Source organism: Pseudoalteromonas sp. MMG005 (assembly GCF_018101015.1).
In the GTDB taxonomy this organism is placed as follows: Bacteria; Pseudomonadota; Gammaproteobacteria; order Enterobacterales; family Alteromonadaceae; genus Pseudoalteromonas; species Pseudoalteromonas aurantia.
The window spans coordinates 13684-34001 of the sequence record NZ_JAGJEK010000014.1 but is presented as its reverse complement, the minus strand read 5'-3'; the positions used below and the strand labels follow the sequence as shown (position 1 = coordinate 34001).

Genomic DNA, 20318 nt, shown 5'->3' with positions numbered 1-20318 from the left:
TCTTATTTTTTTGAGTTTTCAACAGAAAAACTCTCAACAGGGTTAGCTAACGCAAGTGACAATACATCATCAATCCAAGTTACTGGGTGGATTTCTAAGCCTTCTCTCACATTCTCTGGAATTTCTTTTAAGTCACGCTCATTAATCTTTGGAATAATAACCGTCTTAATTCCCCCTCGATGTGCTGCAAGTAACTTCTCTTTCAAGCCTCCGATCGGCAGTACTTCTCCACGTAAGGTAATTTCACCGGTCATGGCCACATCTGAACGCACAGGGTTACCCGTCAAGCTAGAGACCAAAGAAGTTACCATTGCAATACCTGCACTTGGCCCATCTTTTGGTGTGGCGCCTTCAGGTACGTGCACATGTACATCGCGTTTTTCATGAAAATCTGCATTTATCCGTAACTTGTCAGCTCTATTACGTACAACCGTCATCGCTGCCTGAATAGACTCTTGCATCACATCACCCAAAGAGCCAGTAAATGTCAATTTACCTTTACCTGGAACTGCCGCACATTCTATTGTAAGTAAATCACCACCTACCTCAGTCCATGCTAAACCTGTTACCTGACCGATACGATCACCATCTTCAGCTTTGCCATAATCAAAACGTTGTACGCCTAGAAATGACTCTAAGTTATCTTGGTTGATGATTACTTTTTGCGTGTCTTTATTAAGTAAAATCTCTTTCACGGCTTTGCGGCACAGTTTAGAGATTTCACGCTCCAGATTACGTACACCTGCTTCACGAGTGTAATAGCGGATAATTCCAATAATAGCACTATCTTCTATTTCAACTTCGTTCGCTTTTAAACCGTTACGTTTAACTTGCTTTGGAATTAAATGCTGAATAGAGATATTCAGTTTTTCATCTTCTGTATACCCCGATAGCCTTATTACTTCCATTCGGTCTAATAATGGCCCTGGAATGTTAAAACTGTTTGACGTAGCGACAAACATAACATCAGATAAATCGTAATCGACTTCTAAGTAGTGATCAGCAAAATTACTATTTTGTTCAGGGTCTAAAACTTCTAACAATGCAGATGCCGGATCTCCACGCATATCTGATGACATTTTATCAATCTCATCAAGTAAAAACAGCGGATTCTTAACCCCTACTTTGCTCATGCTTTGAATCAGCTTACCTGGCATAGAACCAATATATGTTCTTCTATGGCCTCGAATTTCAGCTTCATCTCTAACACCACCCAGAGCCATTCTCACATACTTACGTCCCGTAGAACGCGCAATAGACTGCCCTAAACTGGTTTTACCGACGCCTGGAGGACCAACCAAACACAATATTGGACCTTTAAGTTTATTAATTCGCTGCTGAACGGCAAGATACTCAATAATACGTTCTTTGACTTTTTCTAAGCCATAATGGTCAGCATCCAGTATTTTCTGCGCACCCGCTAAATCTTTTTTCACTTTGGAACGCTTTTTCCACGGCACATTGATCATCGTATCAATATATGAGCGTACTACCGTTGCTTCAGCCGACATTGGCGACATCATTTTCAACTTATTAAGTTCAGATGTGGCTTTTTCTTCTGCTTCAGCTGGCATTTGCGCTTCACTGATACGTTTTTTCAGTGCTTCAAATTCATCAGGTACATCATCCAGTTCGCCCAGCTCTTTTTGAATGGCTTTCATTTGCTCGTTCAAATAGTACTCGCGTTGTGACTTTTCCATTTGCTTTTTGACACGAGAGCGAATTTTCTTTTCAACTTGCAATAAATCTATTTCGCCTTCCATCAAAGCCATTAAATACTCTAATCGCCCAGTGACACTGTCCAACTCCAATACTTTTTGTTTTTCAGGCACCTTAATTGGCATGTGCGCAGCCATTGTATCCGCTAAGCGAGCAGCTTCGTCAATACCTGATACAGATGTCAGTACTTCGGGTGGTATTTTTTTATTGAGTTTTACATACCCTTCAAATTGACTCACTGCGCTGCGAATAAAGATATCTTGTTCTTGTTCATCTATATCTTGAGACTCAACAAACTGTGCTTCAGCCAGAAAATATTCATCAGAAATTATAAACTTATCAATCTTCGCGCGCTGTGTACCTTCAACAAGTACTTTTACGGTACCATCCGGTAACTTAAGTAGTTGCAGTACGGTGGCAATCGTACCTACATCATAAATTTCGTCTGTACTTGGATCATCAACAGACGCATCTTTTTGCGCGACTAAAAATATTTGTTTATCATTTTCCATTGCCGCTTCTAAGCATTTTATCGACTTTTCTCGGCCAACAAACAATGGGATCACCATATGTGGATATACAACGACATCTCGTAGCGCCAACACAGGGATTTCGACTCGATCCGTTCTCTCAAGCGTCATTTGATTCTCTTCGCAATTCGTTATTTTAATAATATAGATAGCTATATGGGGATAGTTACCATAAAGTTCAATATGTTGATAAAAAAAGGAGCCTATGGCTCCTTTTTATTCAACTGTGGTATTACTCTGAGACAGCTTTGTCTTGACCACTATTTTCGTAAATCAAAATTGGATCCGATTCACCCTTTATCACTGTTTCATCAACAACAACTTTGCTCACATTATCAACTGAAGGCAATTCATACATTGTATTTAGCAATACACCTTCAACAATAGATCGTAACCCACGTGCTCCAGTCTTACGTTCCATCGCTTTATGTGCAATAGCTTTTAACGCATCTTCTCGGAACTCTAACTCAACATCTTCCATTTGGAACAGCGTAGCAAACTGCTTAGTCAATGCATTTTTAGGTTCATTTAATATTTGAATTAAAGCATCTTCATCAAGTTCTGTCAGAGTGGCAACAACAGGTAGACGACCTATAAATTCAGGGATCAGGCCATACTTGACTAAATCTTCCGGCTCAACATCTTTAAATGTCTCACTCAGAGAGCGTGAAGAGTCTGCTGACTTAACTTCAGCACCAAAACCAATACCTGCATTTTTATGGCTGCGTTGTTCAATCACTTTATCCAAGCCAGCAAAAGCACCACCACAAATAAATAGAATTTTAGAAGTATCAACTTGCAAAAATTCTTGCTGAGGGTGCTTTCGACCACCTTGCGGCGGAACAGAAGCGACAGTCCCTTCTATTAGTTTAAGCAATGCTTGCTGAACACCTTCGCCAGAAACATCTCTGGTAATAGATGGGTTATCTGATTTTCTCGATATTTTATCAATTTCATCAATATAGACAATGCCGCGCTGCGCTTTTTCTACATCATAATCACACTTCTGTAAAAGCTTCTGAATGATGTTTTCAACATCTTCACCAACATAGCCCGCTTCGGTCAATGTTGTTGCATCAGCCATTGTGAATGGCACGTCAAGCAATCGAGCGAGTGTTTCAGCTAGTAACGTCTTACCACTTCCCGTTGGACCTATTAAAAGAATATTACTTTTACTCAGCTCAACATCTGATTTATTGTTAAGCCCCTGGTTCTTTAACCTCTTGTAATGGTTATATACAGCAACAGACAATACTTTTTTAGCATGCTCTTGCCCAATAACATAATCATCCAAATGATTTCGGATCTCTTTGGGAACTGGTAATTTGTCTGCTGCGTCATGTTTAGGCGCAATATCTTTTATTTCTTCGCGAATAATGTCGTTACACAGATCAACGCATTCGTCACAAATATAAACAGAAGGCCCCGCAATTAACTTACGAACTTCATGTTGGCTCTTACCGCAAAATGAGCAATATAAGAGTTTGTTACTTTTGTCGCCGTCTGTTGGAGTGTCGGACATTCAGCTACCTCATTTTCTCTTCGTTATCCTATTAGATAACCATCTACAATGACTTCACTATACCAAATATTTTCCAACTTGGCATAGTTAGGCGTGCGATAACATCGCACTCCCTACTTCTTTATTTAATTTCTCGGCGAGTATGGACTGCATCTATAAGCCCATAATCTAACGCTTCATGCGCACTCATAAAGTTATCACGATCTGTATCACCCGCTAATACTTCATAAGGTTGGCCTGTATGCTCCGCCATTAATCTGTTTAATTTTTCTTTAATAGACAGAATTTCTTTAGCATGAATTTCAAAATCAGACGCTTGACCTTGAAAGCCTCCTAATGGTTGGTGGATCATAACGCGAGAATTAGGCAAGCAGTAACGTTTACCTTTGGCACCACCAGACAGTAAAAATGCCCCCATACTCGCAGCTTGACCAACACAGACAGTGCTTACGTCAGGCTTGATAAAATTCATCGTGTCATAAATTGACATACCTGCGGTCACTGAACCGCCTGGTGAATTAATATACAGGAAAATATCTTTGTCTGGACTTTCTGATTCCAAGAATAATAGCTGAGCCACAATCAAATTAGCCATTTGATCTTCGACTTGTCCTGTCAGGAAAATAATCCGTTCTTTTAACAATCGCGAAAAAATATCAAAAGAGCGCTCACCTTTAGCTGTTTGCTCAACAACCATTGGTACTAATGCACTGAAAGGATCGATCATACCGTCGTTCATATTTTTCATTCCTTATGCGCAGCGATAATTTGGATAGTGCTGCGAATTAGTTAATCTTGGTAGCCTAAAACGAAAAAGGCTCGGACATACTGCAATCTTGCAGAACGTCACGAGCCATTAAATCGTTAGCTTAGCGTTAAGTCAATGACTTATTACGCACCTTGCTGAGGATTCATGATGTCATCAAACGCTTTTTCAACGTCAGTAACAGAAGCAGCAGCTAAAATAGACTCAACTGCTTGCTCTTCCATTGCTACGTTACGCATTTGCTGCATCATTTGATCGTTACCTTTATAATAGGCAACAACTTCTGTTGGATCTTCATATGCAGAAGCAACCGTTGCAATTAACTCTTCAACTTTTGCATCATCTACTTGGATCTCATTTGCTTTAATAACTTCACCTAGTAGTAGGCCAGTTTTAACGCGTGTTACAGCTTGCTCGTGGAACAATTCTGCAGGTAACTCAGGCATGTTTTGTGCGTTACCACCAAAACGTTGTGCCGCTTGCTGACGCAGTGCATCAATTTCTTGATCAACAAGTGCTTTAGGAACGTCTGTTTCGTTATGCTCAAGTAACCCTTTGATCGCTTGATCTTTCACATTTGCTTTTACAGCTTGAGAAAGTTCACGAGACATGTTTTTCTTAACTTCTTCTTTAAGTGCATCAACACCCCCTTCAGCAACACCAAACTTCACTGAAAATTCATCATTAAGCTCAGGAAGCTCTTGAACTTCAACTTTCTTAATAGTGATAGTGAACTGTGCAGGCTTACCTTTCAGGTTTTCTGCATGGTACTCTTCAGGGAACGTTACATCAGCGATAACTTCTTCACCGGCTTTTTTACCAATGATGTTGTCTTCGAAACCAGGGATCATACGACCTTGTCCTAGTTCTAGTGGGAAATCATCTGCTTTTCCACCTTCAAACACTTCACCATCTACAGTGCCAACAAAATCAACCGTTACACGGTCATTCTCACCCGCAGCAGCATCACTTTCAGCCCAATCTGCGTGTTGCTTACGAAGCGTTTCTAGCATATTAGCTAAATCTGCATCAGTAACATCAACAACTGGCTTTTCTACAGTAATTTTATCTAAGTCTTTAATTGCTACTTCTGGGTATACTTCAAAAGTTGCATCAAACTCTAAATCTTTACCTGCTTCTAACGCTTTAGGTGCAAATGTTGGTGCACCTGCAGGATTGATTTTTTCAGCTACGATAGCATCGATATAATTACGTTGCATGATATCACCAGCTACTTCTTGACGCACAGCGGCACCAAAACGTTTAGTGATCACTGACACTGGCACTTTACCAGGACGGAAACCGTCGATACGCTGAGTTTTTGACAGTTGTTGTAAGCGTTTTTTAACTTCAGTCTCAACGTTCTCTGCAGGAACGGTGATAGTCAGACGGCGCTCAAGGCCTTGAGTCGTCTCAACAGAAACTTGCATGATTTACCTCAATCTTCAATTTTGGGCGACAACGCGCCTTCCTTACAAACAAGTAATGCACCATGTCAAATTTGAGCTCTTTACGAAACTTCACTAAAGAACTAATTACATGGGCTATTCTTGCTGCCTGCCCTTACTGGGCGCTATGTTTAATAATAGACGCGGCATTATAACCTATAAAACTTGATAGTCGAGTAATGAAAAGAAATTAATAGGGAATAAAGATTCAAGTGGTTAAAATATGATTAATTATGGAATTCATAGTAGGGGAGATGGTCGGCGATGCAGGATTTGAACCTGCGACCCCTTGGACCCAAACCAAGTGCGCTACCAAACTGCGCTAATCGCCGAAAAAATATATTATAGATAATCTAGAAAAGTGGTCGGCGATGCAGGATTTGAACCTGCGACCCCTTGGACCCAAACCAAGTGCGCTACCAAACTGCGCTAATCGCCGACTTAATATTTTTAATGTAGATGGGGCGACTGATGGGGCTCGAACCCACGACAACCGGAATCACAATCCAGGGCTCTACCAACTGAGCTACAGCCGCCACTACATAGAGTCTTACAAATTTTAAAATGGCGCACCCGGAAGGATTCGAACCTTCGACCAACGCCTTAGAAGGGCGTTGCTCTATCCAGCTGAGCTACGGGCGCATCGTCAGAACTTCGTTCTTCCTTACTTTAACTTCATAAAAATGAAAGTAAAGTGGTCGGCGATGCAGGATTTGAACCTGCGACCCCTTGGACCCAAACCAAGTGCGCTACCAAACTGCGCTAATCGCCGTTACCATTTTTGTTGTTTCGGAGTCTCCTCGTTGACAACGGGGTGCATAATAGTGATTTGACCGTGGTAGGTCAAACACTTTTTAAAAAAAACATTCCAACTGCTTACTTTTACCTCAAAAAGTATATTTTTTAGATCAGTTTGCTGAAATTTATACAGTTTTCGTGCTATTAGCTTTAACTACGGCATATTTAACTCGCTTTGTTTTGATTGTTCCTTGGCCCAGTCATGGTTTTTGTGAGAAAATAGCGCCAACGCTTCACTAATATGTAGTGGCAATTATAGAGCAACCCCTTTACGCTCTTTTATCGTTCAAGTTTTTAACTCCTAATAAAGGTCAACCATGACGGCAAACATCATTGATGGTAAGGCTATAGCCAAACAAGTTCGTAGCACCGTAGCGAAACGTGTAGAACAGAGAATAGAGCAAGGCCTTCGGGCACCTGGACTTGCTGTTGTTCTAGTAGGACAAGATCCAGCGAGTCAAGTGTATGTTGGCTCTAAACGTAAAGCCTGTGACGAAGTCGGCTTTGTGTCTAAGTCTTTCGATCTCCCTGGCGATACCAGCGAAGCACAACTATTAGAGCTTGTCGATTCATTGAACAATGACCCCGAAGTAGATGGGATATTAGTTCAACTTCCTTTACCAGAAAATCTAGATGCCGAAAAAGTTCTAGAACGTATTCACCCCCATAAAGATGTTGATGGATTCCATCCATATAATATAGGCCGATTAGCACAGCGTATGCCAGCTCTACGCCCTTGCACACCAAAAGGTATTATTACATTACTTGAATCTACAGGTGTTCATTATAGGGGAATGCATGCCGTTGTAGTTGGCGCATCAAACATTGTAGGCCGGCCAATGTCATTGGAGTTGTTATTGGCAGGTTGCACTACCACCGTTTGTCATAAATTTACGCAAGATTTAGAAGCTCACGTGCGTCGTGCAGACTTACTTGTCGTTGCTGTAGGTAAACCTGAATTTATTCCTGGGGATTGGATTAAAGAAGGGGCAATGGTTATTGATGTAGGTATCAACCGATTAGAATCGGGTAAACTCGTTGGCGATGTGCAGTATGACATTGCAGAACAACAAGCTAGCTTTATTACACCAGTTCCAGGTGGCGTTGGACCCATGACGGTTGCAAGTTTGATTGAGAATACACTTGAAGCATGTGAAAAGTACCATAGCTAGCACTGCTTAATATGCCTCGTACATATTTGATAAAGCCGCAATAAAACAGCGGCTTTTTTTATTATAGAAGGCGTATCCAGAGGTTACTCTATTTGCATAATTATTAACGTAGTTAAAGTACTATTAAGCCACGTAGCAAGAACGGTATTTTAATAGAGTTAATATAATTAGCGCGCAGAGTCATTATCTTTTTTCTTTGAGTGCTGCTGTTTTGACTCTAAACCACCTTCTTCCTTAGCCCCTTTTTGATATTCCTGTGCAATCTCTTTTTCAATCAATTCTCTTTGTTGTTGGTACTCTTTCTGTGAAATACTTCCGCTGGCAAGCAACTTATCAAGTTCATCAAGTTTTGAACGCAACTCATCAATCTTTTCTTTACTCACGCCCATACGCCCTAATAATAGCGCCTCTTTCATCTGTCCTAAAAATGATTCATCTTTTGTGTATACAGATACATTTTTATTTTGAAATGACTTCGTGGTTTCTGAAGGCGTATAAGATGCCATCTCTTTGGCAAACTCTTGCCGCTCCTGTTCATGCATTTTTTCGCGCTGTGGGGCTGGTTTAACTTGGAAGCTTGATTCTGTGGTACTTCTGAATAATAACATGCTGATCTCCTTATTTACCTATAAAGAAACCAGCAAGTAACACGCCACAATCACACTGGCGCTATAAGTTCTCAGTCTACTTGGCCTTTAATTGGACCATGGACCAAATTAACACTCGGATTTTGTCCTCGCTGACGTAATAGGTGATCCATTAAAGTAATGGCCATCATTGCTTCAGCAATGGGTATAGCCCGAATGCCAACGCAAGGATCATGTCTACCTTTAGTAATGATTTCGACAGCTTCGTTAGATGTATTAATACTTTGACCAGGTATCGTAATACTAGACGTAGGCTTTAAAGCAATTGACGCGACAATATCTTGCCCAGTGGAAATACCGGCAAGCACACCTCCAGCATGATTACTTGCAAAACCATCAGGGGTTAGTTCATCACGGTGCTCAGAGCCTTTTTGGGTAATGCAATCAAAACCATCACCAATCTCAACACCTTTAACAGCATTAATACTCATCAATGAGTGCGCCAACTCAGCATCTAATCTGTCAAAAACAGGCTCGCCTAACCCAACAGGCACATTTTTAGCAACCACAGTTACTTTCGCACCTATCGAGTCCCCTTGTTTTTTAAGGTCACGCATATATTCATCCAATGCGTCTAGTTTACTTGGGTCAGGAAAGAAAAATGGGTTTTGTTCCACTTGTGACCAATCAAACTGCTCAGCACTGATAGGCCCTAATTGAGATAAACACGCATTAATTTCGATGCCATGAACCTGCTTTAAATACTTTTTAGCAATGCCGCCAGCAGCTACCCTAATCGCAGTTTCCCTTGCGGAGGAACGACCACCACCTCTATAATCACGATGACCATACTTATGCCAATATGTGTAATCACCATGACCAGGTCGAAATGTTTCAGCAATTTTGCCATAATCTTTCGAACGCTGATCAGTATTTTCAATTAACAAACCAATACTGGTCCCTGTTGTTTTTCCTTCGAAAACGCCAGACAAAATCTTTATTTCATCCCCTTCCCTACGTTGTGTTGTGTAGCGGCTTTGCCCTGGTTTACGCCTATCTAAATCAAGTTGCATGTCCGCTTCACAAAGCTCTAGCCCCGCGGGAACACCATCCACGACACCACCCAAAGCAAGGCCATGGCTTTCGCCAAACGTACTCACTTTGAATAATTGTCCTATACTATTACCTGCCATTACCCTTCCTCATTCCAATGACAACGACGAGTGCTTGTAACTCAATACGCACACTAGTTATTAAAGTACTCGACTAACTGCTGTTTCGAGATCATAAATACTCCAAGGCCACCGCGCTCAAATTCGAGCCATGTAAATGGCGCTTCAGGGTATAAAGCATCCATATGTACCATAGAATTACCCACCTCGACAAATAATAAGCCATCATCTGTTAAGTGTTCTGCGGCTTCCAATAATATGGTGCGAGTTACATCTAAGCCATCGTCACCAGAAGACAGGCCCAGCTCTGGTTCATGATGAAACTCATCTGGTAAATCTTCCATATCTTCTGCATCGACATAGGGCGGATTAGCCACAATTAAGTCATACTTTTGATTTGGTACGCCGCTAAATACATCAGACTGAATACCATAAACTCTGTCATGGAGCATATGTTCACAAATATTAATATCTGCAACCTCTAGTGCATCATAAGATATATCGACTGCATCCACTTGCGCATTCTCAAATTTATTCGCCAATGCTATGGCGATACATGCTGACCCAGTGCACATATCCAAAATCCGTGTCACTGGCTGCGACTCGGGTAACCAAGGTGCAAAACGCGCGTCAATCAATTCTGCAAATGGTGAGCGTGGAATAAGTACTCGCTCATCAACATAAAAGGGTAAGCCCGCAAACCAAGCTTGGTTTGTCAAATATGGAACAGGAGTGCGATCATCTATACGCGCAAATATATAGCTCATTAAACGTACTTTTTCAGTTCGCGTTAATTTAGCTTGCATTAGCTCTGTTGGCGCATCTAAAGGAAGGTTTAAGATTGGTAATACTAGGCTAACAGCCTCATCCCAAGCATTGTCAGTACCATGGCCAAAGAATAAGCCATGGCTTACAAATTGGCTCGTCGTCCAGCGTAACCAATCTTGAATTGTCAACAATTCATTATATGCTTCTTCAGCAATCTTTTCAGTGATCTGCAACTCACTCATAACCATATCTCAATATAACTGTATTTTATACGCGCTATTGTAACGGTTTTTCAGCTAGGTTTTTACGCTTTTTTTATTTAGAATGCGCTAAAAGATGATGTTAGATGTAAATCCCATGACTGATGAAGATGATTTTAGTTTGTTCCGAAACTCAATTACCGGTGCGCGAGAGTTTAAACAAGATACGGTGCGCTTTAAAAAAACCGTGAAGCCGCAAACTGGTGAGTTGCTTAGCGAGCAAACTAAACAACACCAATCTGAATTTTACTTTTCAGATGAATATATTCCAGATATAGATACTCATGGTACGGTTAACTACGTTCGACCTGGTGCAGATAAGTATTTAGCTAAGCAATTGCGCCGAGGTGACTTCGCGCCTGAACTGATGCTTGACTTGCACGGTTTAAATAAAGATCGTGCCAAAGATGAGCTAGCTGCGTTAATTCATGCTTGCAAAAAACAACATTATTACTGTGCTTGCATCGTCCACGGTATTGGTGAACGAGTATTAAAACATAAAGTCCCGCAATACCTTGTGCAACACCCTGATGTACTTGCAATACATCAAGCGCCTTTAGAGTATGGTGGTAAAGGTGCCGTGCTTATTCTGGTCGACTTACCGCAATCTGATGAGTTTCGGCGTTAGAAATAAAGAATTATCTGTAAAATGACTGTAAATTTTCTAGCTGGGGTATTACTAATACGTTATATTGTATTCTTATTGATGTAGTACTTACTTAGAATGAAGTAAGCGATATATAGGGTCACAATGAACGAATTACTCAGTGCTGATTTAGCCATTTTACTTATAGAACCTTCGGCCACACAAAGAAAAATCATTGCAAAAGAACTGCAAGAAGAAGGTATCTCAAATATTGATTTCGCCGACTCACTGGCTAGTGCCAAAGAAATGCTGACAACGAGTATTCCTGACCTTGTCATATCTAGTATGTACTTTAGTGATGGTACAGCACAAGAATTACAAGCGTATATCAATACAGAGCTCAGCGAACACGGTATACCATTTATGTTAGTTTCAAGTGAGACGCGTAAAGCTGAACTTGAGGTATTCAAGCAATCAGGTGTCATTGCCATTTTACCCAAACCATTTAACAAAGTGCACTTAGGCCGCGCTATTAACGCTACGTTAGACATTTTAGCGCCACAAGAACTTGAGCTTGACTTATACGATGTACATGATTTGCGTATTTTAATTGTTGATGACTCAAGACTTGCGCGTAATCATATTCGCAGAGTCTTAACTAATCTTGGTGCACAGCGATTCTGGGAAGCCGAAGATGGCGCACATGCATTAGAAGTGCTGCAGTCAAACATGTTTGACTTAATTGTCACTGATTACAATATGCCGTCTGTAAATGGCCAAGAGTTAACTGAAACTATCCGAAACAGTGATGAACACGCGCATATCCCTGTTTTAATGGTGACCTCCGAGGCTAATGATACGCACTTAGCGAACATTGCACAGTCTGGTGTCAACGCCCTGTGCGACAAACCATTTGAACCTGACACAGTGAAAAAACTAATTTATCAGCTACTTGATCAAGATTAACCAATATATCGTTAATTTAACCATTTGGCTGGTTTTTTTCATCAACCAGTCAATCTAACTCTTTATTGAAAAAACAAAAAACACTTAATAATCAATAAAATAAAAATAAAAATCAGTATGGCACAACCTTTGTAATAGTTACTACGTCTAACTAATTAATGATACATACAAAGGAACAAGGCTATGAATACTTTCACTAAACTAACTGCTGCTGCACTACTTCTTAGTACGAGTATATCTGCTCAAGCTAACTCAATTACACTCGATTTATACAGCGAAGTTTCGGAGCAAATCACCAGTATTATTTCAACTCAAATAGAAGAAGCGAAATCTGCTACTTTACGCTCTGTGACAGACGCATTAAACTCTGAATTAAAAAAGCAAAACAACAACTTAAATACAGCACCAATTAACAAGGAAGAAGACAATGACTAATCAAGTACTTTTTGTCAGCTTACTTGCATTACCAGTTGTGAGCTTATTTTTAGGATATTTAGGGTTTGAATTATTAAAACTTATAAACCAGCGATTGTCTGCAGTAATATAAAAATGAGTCAATGTATATAAGGTACGGGTATGTTATATAAAAAAACCCGCCAAGCGGCGGGTTATCAAACTAGAGCAAATTATAGCGCGCTTTCGTTTTCAGATAGGAACTTAGCAACACCTTCTGGACTCGCATCCATACCAGCTTTACCTTCAGTCCAACCAGCTGGACATACTTCACCGTGCTCACTATGGAATGCTAATGCATCAACCATACGCAGCATTTCATCAATATTACGACCTAGTGGAAGGTCATTAACGACTTGGTGACGTACGCTACCTGTTTCATCGATAAGGAATGAACCACGAAATGCTACACCCGCTTCTGGGTGCTCAACATCATACGCTTGACAAATTTCATGTTTAACATCTGCAACTAGTGCATATTTAACTGGACCAATACCACCTTCGTTTACTGGTGTATTACGCCATGCATTGTGTGAAAACTGTGAATCAATAGAAACACCAATTACTTCAACACCACGTTTTTGGAACTCTTCAAAACGCTTATCAAATGCAATTAGCTCTGAAGGGCATACGAAAGTGAAATCTAGTGGGTAAAAGAAAATAACCGCTTTTTTACCTTTAATAGTCTCATGCAAATTATAGCTATCTACAATCTCACCGTTACCTAATACTGCTGCTGCTGTAAAGTCTGGTGCCTGACGGCCTACTAATACACCCATTGTATTCTCCAAATAGTTAGGTTTATATTCAATCTCATCGTACAACTTAGCACGACATCATTAATACTTAATGACTTCTATATTGAGGCTACAAAAAATAATACAACCCCAATAAAAAATTTGCATAAGTGTATGCGTCTGAGGAAGAAATTGATAATCGATTTTAACGATGAGAGTAATCTGTTTTTTGGATGGTATAGTTAGGCGAAAACGTTTGGTAATTGAGTACAAAAAAGCCTCGCTATGCGAGGCTTTTCTAATTGACTTTTAGTCCATAATATTCGCTGGCATTTCGCCTCGCAGTTGCGACCATATTTCACCACTTTGGTGACCATACTTACGCATCAATGATATCGCACCGTCATGATCTTTATGCTGTGCCAAAACAGTTAAATCTTTATAAAACTGCCTTGCTAATTCACGTGTACGTGGATCTGAAAAGTAATGCCCACCAATTTTTGAGTATAAGCCTTTAAACCCATTAAGAACTAACACGTAAATTCGATTATTTCCTGCAGCAGCCAACTGATGATGGACACGATAATCATATTCAGCAAATGCATCTGCTGTATCTTCTAATTCATCACTTTTTGATAAAATCTCAACAACTTGCTCTGGATTCACTTTTATTGCAGCTCGAGTGTAGATCGCGCTAATATTTGTACGAGCTGATAACAGTTGATCAGTTAGTTCAGGCATTTTATCTTCATCAAGTCGCGCTAACGTCTCAAGAATATTCAAACCTGAAGTTTCCCAGAAATTATTTACTCGAGTAGGCTTGCCATGCTGAATAGTTAACCAACCGTCTCGAGCCAAACGCTGGAGTACCTCACGCAACGTGGTTCTAGTAACACCAATTAACTCTGATAATTCACGCTCAGCAGGCAAGATAGAACCCGGTGGAAATTCACCGTTCCAAATTGATTCGACAATATATTCCTCAGCAAATCCTGCTGGGCTTTTGGCTTTGAAAATTCTCATCTAACACCACTTCGTTAAATATGCGACTGCATCATTTCATTAAGCCACTGATTGTACCAGATGATTGACAACTAACAAGCAAAGATCTCTATACCAGCCTATTGATATGCGTTTTATCTAACAATAGTTGCAGTACACTCCTGTGATGGCACATAATACGCAAAAATAATAGGAATGATTATGAATTGGATATCTTCACTGTCTCACTCTCGACCCGCATGGGTACTGCTGGCTGTCAGTGCATTTGTATTTGAAGCCGTCGCGTTATTTTTTCAATATCAGATGGAACTAGCCCCCTGTATTATGTGTATCTACCAGCGTACAGCAATGCTTGGATTATTATTTGCTGGGTTGGTTGGCGCAATAAATCCAAGTAATACAATTTTTAAGATTGTCGGGTTTTCAGGTTGGGGCCTGGCCAGTATTTGGGGCTGGCTAATTGCAAGAGAACACACCAATATGCAAACAACCACTGACCCATTCGCATTTACATGTGACATTGTGCCAAACTTTCCAGAGTTTTTACCATTACATGAATGGCTTCCTTCATTTTTTGCTGCAACCGGTGATTGCGGCAATATTGATTGGCAATTTATGAATATGAGCATGCCTAATTGGATGGAAGTAATTTTTGCGTTTTATAGTGTTTGCTTTATCACGGCCTTTGCTGCATATTTATTTTGTTCAAAAAGGCAATCATAATGTTCGTTTGGAAACTCAGTCAAATAGTAAGTTTAGCAACTTTCAAAACTCGAGAAAGACAACAAATATTAGCATTAGCTATCGATGCGCTACCCCCAATGCAAAAAGTGCTACTTCGCATCGCCAAACTCTGTGTGCTAGTGCCTTTCTTTGTTAGTTTCGCATATATTGAGGGTTGGAAATTGATCCCTCTTTTGCTCATTGCAGGCCTATTATACCCACTCCTAACCTCACCTATTGAAATATGCTTTGCCAAACCTCACCTCGTGCACGCTATTCGTAATTTCCAAGAAAATAAGACAACACAAGCCTAACTGGCTTGTGTTGCTACCCTCTGCTAAAAACTCACCTTCCCTTCAAGTTTCAACAATATGCCTTGGCCAATCCCTTTAACTTCCCCCAATGATGCTAAATCAGGAAATTACCATGCTGACTGCGATAGTTAATGATTGCTTGCGCTTTTTTTTCACCAATCCCTGGTAATACTGCGAGCTCCTGCCAATGTGCAAAATTAATATTAACTAATTCAAACTTGTTGTGACTTGTTGACCGTGTCTCTTCTAATGGCAGTGGCTGCTCATTTTCAACGGCGTGATTGAAAGTACTGAATAATATTGATGTGACTAACAAGATATTTCTTATATGCATATTTCCCTCCTGGAAATGGTCATACTATATTACTGAGAACAATGTTCTCACATGTAAACATCCTAAAATCTATTAGGCACTTTAAATAAAGTTCTCAGACTAATCTTTGTCAAATATAAATCGTACTAAAAATAACTAACCACCTGTTTATAAACTATTTTTATAATTGAGTACTTTAATTTTTCAACATATTATTCGATTAAGAACTATGATAATCTTCTTGCAAGTTACAATTCAAACGATTACTGTATAAAAAAACAGTATTACGCAGGAGTGATCATGGCTGTTGTTATTAAGTATGTTGTAGAAAGAAACGGAGTCGAGCGCATGACCTTTACCAGTAAAAAAGAGGCTGATGCATACGATAAAATGCTAGATGTTGCTGAATCCCTTGAGCAGATGTTAGCGAAAGTAGACGTCCCTCTCAGTGAGCAACAAGTTGAGTCGTTAGCGCTAGAAATCGCGAAGCGAAAAGATGAATTTCTATCTGTGCTAAAAGGTGTGAAGCCTGAGACACCAAAAAAAGCCAAAAAGCCAGAGACAGATGCGGATAATGAAAAAGTAGCAAATATTAATCAAGCATAAAAAAAACCGCTCATAGAGCGGTTTTTTTTATGCTTGATATCAAAATCACTTTAGCACATCAGCAATCGCGTTCGAGAAATAATCTATATTTGTCTGGCTTACACCAGCAACATTAACTCGACTCGAGCCCACAATGTAAATCGCATATTCTTTTTGCAAACGATCAATTTGCTCTTTATTAATACCCAAAAATGAAAACATACCATTTTGTTGATCTATGAATGAGAAATCTTGCGCAACGCCTTTCTCGGCTAAGCTACTTTTTATTAAAGTTCGTAAACCATTAATACGACTACGCATTTCATCTAGTTCATCATGCCAAAGTTGTGTCAGTTCAGAGCTACTCAAAATTGTATTAACAATATCTGCACCGTGTGCTGGTGGCATTGAATAAATACTTCGAACCACACTCAATAGTACCGAGTTTGATACATCTGCGGTTGTACTATCATTTGAAATAAGTGAACATGCGCCAATACGCTCTCGATACAAACCAAAGTTCTTTGAACATGAAGAACAAATCAACATTTCTTCAACTGTATCAGCCAACAAACGTAAGCCTTTTGCGTCTTCATCTAAGCTGCTACCAAAGCCTTGATAAGCAATATCAACTAAAGGTGTAAAGCCAACATCTTTTGCAAGTTCTGCAACGACTTTCCACTGTGCTTCATTTAAATCCATGCCACTTGGGTTATGACAACATGCATGTAATAAAACGACATCACCTTTAGGTACCTGCTTCAGTGTATTGATCATCTCATCAAACAGTAAACCCTTATTTTCATAATCATAATAAGGGTATTCTTTCACCGTTAACCCAGCAGCTTCAAACAAGCTGATGTGATTGGCCCATGTTGGTGTCGTTACCCATACGGTTGCATTGGTATTACAACGTTTAATAAACTCCGCTGCTACGCGCAGTGCTCCCGTTCCGCCTGGAGTTTGTGCTGTGCGTACTCTATTAGCAAGCAAAGCGCGGTGTTCACCAAGCAATAGTGATTCCATTTTTTGGCAAAAATCTAAATTTCCAGCAAGTCCAATATATGATTTTGTTGTTTCGTTTTCTAATCGAAATGCTTCTGCTTTTTTTACCGCTTTTAATACAGGAGTATTACCTTGCTCGTCTTTATATACACCTACACCCAAGTCAATTTTATTTGGGTTTGTATCTTGCTTGTATGCAGCCATAAGACCAAGGATCGGATCTGTCGGTAATGGTTTCAATGTTGAGAACATGGGTTATCTCTTTTATTAGTGTAATATCAGCATATAGCTAATTGGCGTAATAGCTTATATGCACTGAATAAACGGGGATTAAAACTGTGTTTATAGTAACATAAATTAGCTATAACACGAGTCTTCACATCACGGTAAATATTGAGGAATTCTAATGCAAACAGCGATTAGTAAAGCTAAAATTTCTGCTGTAAAAAAATCATTCCGAAATGCTTCAGCATCAATGATCCCAATGCATTGCATTTTCTCATTAAAAAGTGGTAAACAACTTTCTGATTGTACTTTTGGATCGCATGTATAATATTCTCCACCACTTGCAATATAGTCCTGAACGTTATTAATCACCCGACCATGGCCAGACATAGCAACTTGGACATTATTACTCGTTTGAGAAAATAACGTATTTATTGGAAATAAAGGTCTACTTGGCGCACCAATATATGCCAATTTTAGGAGTTGAAGTCCCTCCCCTGTCTTCGTATTTTGATAAACCCCGAACCAATCTACATGTGTTCTTTGCTTGATAAATTGAACAATTGTCTGTAATTGGCTTAAACTCAGACTATTTTTCTCTGAGTATTCTATGTATTGACTAAGTTCAAAAGGTTCATCTTGTAAATGTCCAAACAGACTACATGCTCCCCCTTCTCCTAATTCGGGGATCCTGAATGACCAAATTGCGCCGTGTGTATTATCCGACTCAGCAAGATAGTTATCCAGTTCTACTAATGCTTGCTCCACTTGCAGTACATCCACATTTAAATTTGCGCGATCAAGGTATTTAGAAATCATTTAGCCATCCATACATCTAAAGGTATAAATGGAGATTATCATGAAACGACACATTTGCAAATAATTGCTGTACCAAGTTACGTAATTAGCGTACTAAAAATATTGGGGACGTTTAAAAGTAACTCACTCAGCGAATATTAAAAAGAGGTCAAATTAAGGGGAAAATAGTTATTCCTCTAAGCAGGTATGATTTATTGCAATGAATACACCATTTCAACCTCATTTCCAGCGTGGTTATACCTTACGCTTTGTGCTATTTCATTCAATAAGCTCAGCCCTCGGCCATGCTCTCTATGTAACTCTGTATCATTACTTTCTTGATTGCGAAAACCATTACCAGAATCACATATAGAAAAGAATAAGCTGAGGGAGTCAGGACAATAACGGGCTGAAATTATAATTAATGCATCCGTAAGACAAACTAGTGCTTGCTCACGTAATTGATAAAATTCGAAAAAACCTTCATCTTGATTTTTAATCTCTGAATCTAAACCCAATACGCCATGATCTAATGAATTGTTATAAGCTTCAGAAAGTAATAAAAAAATGTTTGACCTATGCTCATTAATTCCTTCAAGCTGACTTAAAACATCAACCAACTCTAGAATAGGATCACTGTCCTTCATTTGACCCGCATTTAAACTCATCGAAATACTAAAAGGCAACTTAGAGTAAGTCGTTGACTCAGTACGAAGTGCTTCACTTGCAATACAGTTAATGATCGCAATACTCAAATCATCTTGTTGTTCACCGTGTTCAGAAAATGTATGTACTTTCTCGATAATATCCGCAGTTGTTACCATAGGTATGCTTAATAGCGCACTTTTTAGTAACTCTTCTCCAAACATATCGCCTTGCTTACTTTCTGTTTCAATGATCCCATCTGTAGCCATAACCAGTCGCTGATTTGGCTTAACTTCTAAGTGAATTAAGTGTCTCTCAAACTCCTCTTCATCCAAAATACCCAACGCCATATGTTGCGCTTCTAGAGTTCGAATTACTACCCCTTCTTGATCAATCAAATATAAGTCAGGTAACCCCCCAATCCAAGCTGAAATACTCTTACCTGATTCACTCAGTTCAACAATTGCTGCGGCACAAAACATATGGCCAGGTAACAGTGTATACAAGACATTGTTCAGCTCAAATGCAATATCATTTACAGCCATGCCTTTATTCACCATGGTGTAAAAAACACGAGAGGCGGGTAATGCACCAACAGCGGCCGCAAGTCCATGCCCAGTAAAATCACCTAATAAGCAATAAAACCCACCCATTGGGCTGCGTGCCATCAAAAACATATCCCCGTTAAACATTGAAGCCGGTGAGAGGTGATAATCACAATGATGGGGAAATTTTACTTGTTGAGACAACGCATTACTAAAGATGTGTTCTACAATCTCATGCTCACGTTCGGTTTGATTATAATGATACTCAAGCTGTTTCTTTTGCAAGTGGGCTTCTTGGCTCAATTTACGAGTTCTAGCATGTGCCTTAATTTTTGCCGACAGTATAATTCGGTCAAATGGTTTATGAATAAAGTCATCGCCACCCACAGCCAAACATTTTTCAAAGCTCGCATGGTCTTCAAGCGCAGTAATAAAAATCACTGGTAAATAAACATCACCCGCCAATTGTTTTATTTTTGGAGCCGCTTCAAAGCCATCCATAACCGGCATCATTACATCCAACAGCACGATATCTATGTCCGTACTTTGTAATACTTCTAGTGCCTGACATCCATCATTCGCTACTTCTACATGATAGCTTTGTTGCTCAAGCATCGCTTTAAGCAAAGTACAATTAAGCGGCTGGTCATCAACAACGAGAATTCGCACAGACTTAAGC

Annotated in this window: 20 protein-coding genes and 5 tRNA genes; 7 read left to right on the top strand and 18 right to left on the bottom strand. The window is 39.7% G+C overall.

Annotated elements, in window-relative coordinates:
• Positions 1-2 precede the first annotated feature (2 nt).
• The 9 genes from lon to J8M01_RS12195 form a co-directional block, all read right to left on the bottom strand.
• Positions 3-2360 (bottom strand): endopeptidase La, encoded by a 2358-nt coding sequence (gene lon / locus J8M01_RS12235; RefSeq protein ID WP_192506777.1) that lies wholly within the window; start codon positions 2358-2360, stop codon positions 3-5.
• Positions 2361-2481: 121 nt separating this feature from the next.
• Positions 2482-3771: an ATP-dependent protease ATP-binding subunit ClpX gene (gene clpX, locus J8M01_RS12230; protein WP_192506776.1), complete on the bottom strand. Its 1290-nt coding sequence runs from the start codon at positions 3769-3771 to the stop codon at positions 2482-2484.
• A 121-nt stretch (positions 3772-3892) separates the two neighbouring features.
• The gene (clpP, locus tag J8M01_RS12225; protein ID WP_192506775.1) at positions 3893-4510 is read right to left on the bottom strand and encodes an ATP-dependent Clp endopeptidase proteolytic subunit ClpP; all 618 of its coding nucleotides are present in this window, start codon (positions 4508-4510) and stop codon (positions 3893-3895) included.
• Between the two features lie 152 nt (positions 4511-4662).
• Positions 4663-5967: a trigger factor gene (gene tig, locus J8M01_RS12220; RefSeq protein ID WP_192506774.1), complete on the bottom strand. Its 1305-nt coding sequence runs from the start codon at positions 5965-5967 to the stop codon at positions 4663-4665.
• Between the two features lie 273 nt (positions 5968-6240).
• A tRNA-Pro gene (locus J8M01_RS12215) sits at positions 6241-6317 on the bottom strand.
• A gap of 30 nt (positions 6318-6347) precedes the next feature.
• Positions 6348-6424: transfer RNA gene (locus tag J8M01_RS12210), tRNA-Pro, on the bottom strand.
• 21 nt (positions 6425-6445) lie between these two features.
• Positions 6446-6521 (bottom strand) — tRNA-His (locus tag J8M01_RS12205).
• A gap of 29 nt (positions 6522-6550) precedes the next feature.
• Positions 6551-6627: transfer RNA gene (locus tag J8M01_RS12200), tRNA-Arg, on the bottom strand.
• A 53-nt stretch (positions 6628-6680) separates the two neighbouring features.
• Positions 6681-6757, bottom strand: a tRNA-Pro gene (locus J8M01_RS12195).
• Positions 6758-7100: 343 nt separating this feature from the next.
• Between J8M01_RS12195 and folD the strand changes: the two genes are divergently transcribed.
• Positions 7101-7955 (top strand): bifunctional methylenetetrahydrofolate dehydrogenase/methenyltetrahydrofolate cyclohydrolase FolD, encoded by an 855-nt coding sequence (gene folD / locus J8M01_RS12190; RefSeq protein ID WP_192506773.1) that lies wholly within the window; start codon positions 7101-7103, stop codon positions 7953-7955.
• A gap of 167 nt (positions 7956-8122) precedes the next feature.
• On the opposite strand, the gene J8M01_RS12185 is transcribed toward folD, so the two are convergent.
• From J8M01_RS12185 to prmB, 3 genes are all read right to left on the bottom strand, one after another.
• Positions 8123-8563: a hypothetical protein gene (locus J8M01_RS12185; RefSeq protein WP_192506772.1), complete on the bottom strand. Its 441-nt coding sequence runs from the start codon at positions 8561-8563 to the stop codon at positions 8123-8125.
• A 71-nt stretch (positions 8564-8634) separates the two neighbouring features.
• A complete protein-coding gene (aroC, locus tag J8M01_RS12180; RefSeq protein WP_211058151.1) occupies positions 8635-9735 on the bottom strand; it encodes a chorismate synthase in 1101 nt (366 codons plus the stop codon).
• Positions 9736-9788: 53 nt separating this feature from the next.
• The gene (prmB, locus tag J8M01_RS12175) at positions 9789-10724 is read right to left on the bottom strand and encodes a 50S ribosomal protein L3 N(5)-glutamine methyltransferase (RefSeq protein ID WP_192506770.1); all 936 of its coding nucleotides are present in this window, start codon (positions 10722-10724) and stop codon (positions 9789-9791) included.
• 94 nt (positions 10725-10818) lie between these two features.
• Here prmB and smrB point away from each other — a divergent pair, with 94 nt between their 5' ends.
• From smrB to J8M01_RS12160, 3 genes are all read left to right on the top strand, one after another.
• Complete coding sequence (gene smrB, locus J8M01_RS12170) at positions 10819-11370, top strand: endonuclease SmrB (protein WP_211058150.1); 552 nt, start codon at positions 10819-10821, stop codon at positions 11368-11370.
• Between the two features lie 123 nt (positions 11371-11493).
• A complete protein-coding gene (locus tag J8M01_RS12165; protein ID WP_192506768.1) occupies positions 11494-12294 on the top strand; it encodes a response regulator in 801 nt (266 codons plus the stop codon).
• Positions 12295-12477: 183 nt separating this feature from the next.
• On the top strand, positions 12478-12729 hold the full coding sequence (locus J8M01_RS12160) for a hypothetical protein (protein WP_192506767.1): 252 nt from the start codon (positions 12478-12480) through the stop codon (positions 12727-12729).
• Positions 12730-12920: 191 nt separating this feature from the next.
• Here J8M01_RS12160 and J8M01_RS12155 read toward each other — a convergent pair whose 3' ends face one another.
• Positions 12921-13526, bottom strand: a complete 606-nt coding sequence (locus J8M01_RS12155) for a peroxiredoxin C (RefSeq protein ID WP_010362234.1) — start codon at positions 13524-13526, stop codon at positions 12921-12923.
• A 267-nt stretch (positions 13527-13793) separates the two neighbouring features.
• Positions 13794-14507, bottom strand: a complete 714-nt coding sequence (gene fadR / locus J8M01_RS12150; protein ID WP_192506766.1) for a fatty acid metabolism transcriptional regulator FadR — start codon at positions 14505-14507, stop codon at positions 13794-13796.
• 180 nt (positions 14508-14687) lie between these two features.
• Here fadR and dsbB point away from each other — a divergent pair, with 180 nt between their 5' ends.
• Together dsbB and J8M01_RS12140 are read left to right on the top strand one after the other, a co-directional pair.
• Entirely contained in the window at positions 14688-15209 is a 522-nt protein-coding gene (gene dsbB, locus J8M01_RS12145) for a disulfide bond formation protein DsbB (RefSeq protein ID WP_192506765.1), read from the top strand.
• Positions 15209-15523, top strand: coding sequence for a DUF6170 family protein (locus J8M01_RS12140; protein WP_210996121.1), 315 nt, complete (start codon positions 15209-15211; stop codon positions 15521-15523). Before dsbB ends, J8M01_RS12140 begins: the two co-directional genes overlap by 1 nt.
• Positions 15524-15617: 94 nt before the next feature.
• Here J8M01_RS12140 and J8M01_RS12135 read toward each other — a convergent pair whose 3' ends face one another.
• A complete protein-coding gene (locus tag J8M01_RS12135; protein ID WP_211058149.1) occupies positions 15618-15857 on the bottom strand; it encodes a helix-hairpin-helix domain-containing protein in 240 nt (79 codons plus the stop codon).
• Positions 15858-16136: 279 nt separating this feature from the next.
• On the opposite strand from J8M01_RS12135, the gene J8M01_RS12130 reads away from it, so the two are divergent.
• Positions 16137-16442, top strand: coding sequence for a YebG family protein (locus J8M01_RS12130; RefSeq protein ID WP_211058148.1), 306 nt, complete (start codon positions 16137-16139; stop codon positions 16440-16442).
• A 45-nt stretch (positions 16443-16487) separates the two neighbouring features.
• On the opposite strand, the gene J8M01_RS12125 is transcribed toward J8M01_RS12130, so the two are convergent.
• From J8M01_RS12125 to J8M01_RS12115, 3 genes are all read right to left on the bottom strand, one after another.
• Positions 16488-17678, bottom strand: coding sequence for an amino acid aminotransferase (locus J8M01_RS12125; RefSeq protein WP_211058147.1), 1191 nt, complete (start codon positions 17676-17678; stop codon positions 16488-16490).
• Between the two features lie 129 nt (positions 17679-17807).
• Positions 17808-18470 carry a GAF domain-containing protein gene (locus J8M01_RS12120; protein ID WP_211058146.1) on the bottom strand — a complete coding sequence of 221 codons (663 nt, stop codon included), beginning with the start codon at positions 18468-18470 and terminating at the stop codon, positions 17808-17810.
• 191 nt (positions 18471-18661) lie between these two features.
• The gene (locus J8M01_RS12115) at positions 18662-20308 is read right to left on the bottom strand and encodes a fused response regulator/phosphatase (RefSeq protein WP_211058145.1); all 1647 of its coding nucleotides are present in this window, start codon (positions 20306-20308) and stop codon (positions 18662-18664) included.
• Positions 20309-20318: the final 10 nt, after the last annotated feature.